Origin of the sequence: Gordonia hirsuta DSM 44140 = NBRC 16056 (assembly GCF_000333015.1) — a bacterium.
GTDB lineage: Bacteria > Actinomycetota > Actinomycetes > Mycobacteriales > Mycobacteriaceae > Gordonia > Gordonia hirsuta.
On sequence record NZ_BANT01000049.1, the window covers coordinates 1 to 2,144 of the forward strand.

Below are 2,144 nucleotides of genomic sequence, written 5' to 3' on the forward strand. Positions count from 1 at the left end.
GGATACCGCGACTGGCCGGGATGGACGCCGCGGCCAGGCGGCGGCTGCGGCCGGCGGGGGCGTGACGGGCCGCCGGGAGGGGGCGGAGTGTCGCGTGGGGGCCGGGAAGTCACGACATCGATTGTTCCCTATCGGCCGTCGATGGGGCCGATGGGCTCGCGGGGAGGACCGATGCGGCACACTGGAGGGGTGAGTGTCGCAGCGCAGACGGACCTGCTGGAGCAGGCGGTACAGATCGCCCGGGATGTACTGGTGGCCGATGGTGAGCAGCCCGGTGACCACCTGGGAACCCGTGTCGAGGACCAGTGGGCCGTCTCGCACTACTTCGGCGCCCAGGTGCCCGGCTATGTCGGCTGGCGCTGGTGCGTGGTGCTGGCCGGTGCCCCCGGGTCCGAGGAGGTGACCGTCTCGGAGGTGGTGCTGCTGCCCGGCGACGGTGCACTGCTCTCCCCGGAGTGGGTGCCCTGGTCCGACCGCGTCTCCGCCGGAGATCTGGGTGCCGGCGATCTGCTGGCCGCACCGCCGGACGATCCGCGCCTGGTGCCCGGCCAGTACGACACCGGTGATATCGATCCGATCGACCGCGATCAGGTGGGGCAGGTGGACGCCGAGATCGGGCTGGGCCGCAAACGCCTGCTGTCTCAGGAGGGGCGGGCCGAGGCGGCCCAGCGCTGGTACGACGGCGACCACGGTCCGGAGTCGGCGATGGCCCGCGCGGCCCGCTACACCTGTGCGACATGCGGCTTCTATCTGCCGCTGGCCGGTGCCCTGCACGGGGCCTTCGGGGTCTGCGCCAACGAGTTCGGCGCCGATGGTGCCGTCGTCTCCGCCGAATACGGCTGCGGGGCCCATTCGGACACCCCGATGCCGCCCGGCGGTCAGGGCAGTCCGGCCTACGCGGCCTACGACGACGGCGCGGTGGAGATCGTGAACCGCGATGACACCGCCAACAGCGCCGGCTGACCTGCCGGACCCCTTCGGCACCGCCGCACTGCGCACGGCCACGCTGGCCGGCTGGCGGGACTCGCCGACCCGGCTGGCCGAGGACGTCGCCGCCGAGGCGGATCTGCGCCGGATCGGCTACCGCGACCGCTGGCTGACCGAGCTGGCCGCCAACGCCGCCGATGCGGCCACCGCCGACGGCCTCGCCGGCACCCTGCAGATCCGCGCCGACGGCGCCCTGCTGCGGGTGGCCAACACCGGCGCGCCGCTGACGGTGGCCGGTGTCCGGGCACTGACCGCGCTGCGCGTCTCACCCAAGATGCGGCCGCCCGCACAGAGCGCGGCCGCCGAACACGCATCCGATCCGATGCCGGCCGGGCCGGTCGGCCGGTTCGGGGTGGGCTTTCGGGCGACGTCGTTCGCCGACCGCGTCGACATCCTCTCGCAGACCGGGTCGATCACCTTCGACCGCGCCCGGACCGCGGCCGCCGCGGGCACAGCGCAGGTACCCGCCCAGCGGCTGGCCTGGCCGATCCCCGGGTCCCCGCCGGAGGGGTTCGCCACCGAGGTGGTGCTGCACTGCGCCGACGCCGCACAGGCCGCAGAACTGGTGGCCCAGGCGCGCACACAGGCCCCAGACCTGCTGCTGGAACTCCCCGCCCTGGCCTCGATCACCGTGGCGGACGAGCATCTGACGCGCCGCACCCACGAGGCCGTGGTGACCGTCGACTGCGACGGTGCCCCCATCGCGCACTGGCTGACCGCCGGTGCCGGCGGCAACCGGTGGCTGGTGCCGGTGGACCCGCCCGTCCGGCCCGGTGCCCCGTGGCGGATCCGGCCCCTGACCGCCGATGTCCTGCGCAGCCCGACCCCGACCGAGATCGCGTTGACCCTGCCGGCCCGGCTGATCACCGACCTGCCGCTCACCCCGGACCGCCGCGGCCTGGATCCCGGCGCCGATCTGGCGACCGCCGCGGCCGGATACACCGATCTGGTGCAGCTGGCCTCGCCGCAGCAGGCGCACCTGCTGGTCCCCGAACCCGCGCTCGGCGGTGGCCGCGACGACGCGATCCTGCGGGAGGCGATCACCGCCGAACTCCTCGCCACCGCCTGGGTGCCCGCCGCCGACGGCGGCCGGCTGCGCCCGGACCGGACCTGGCTGCTGCCCGGGCTCACCGATGCGCTGGCGGCCCTGCTGCGCG

At 74.9% G+C, this 2,144-nt stretch carries 1 protein-coding gene and 1 pseudogene; both read left to right on the forward strand.

All coding sequences use genetic code 11. From position 1 onward, the window contains the following. Positions 1-171 precede the first annotated feature (171 nt). On the forward strand, positions 172-963 hold the full coding sequence (locus GOHSU_RS14755) for a DUF3027 domain-containing protein (RefSeq protein ID WP_005943439.1): 792 nt from the start codon (positions 172-174) through the stop codon (positions 961-963). Beyond that, a pseudogene (locus tag GOHSU_RS14760) lies at positions 938-2,144 on the forward strand (sacsin N-terminal ATP-binding-like domain-containing protein); the annotation flags it as partial. The gene GOHSU_RS14755 and the pseudogene GOHSU_RS14760, both read left to right, overlap by 26 nt.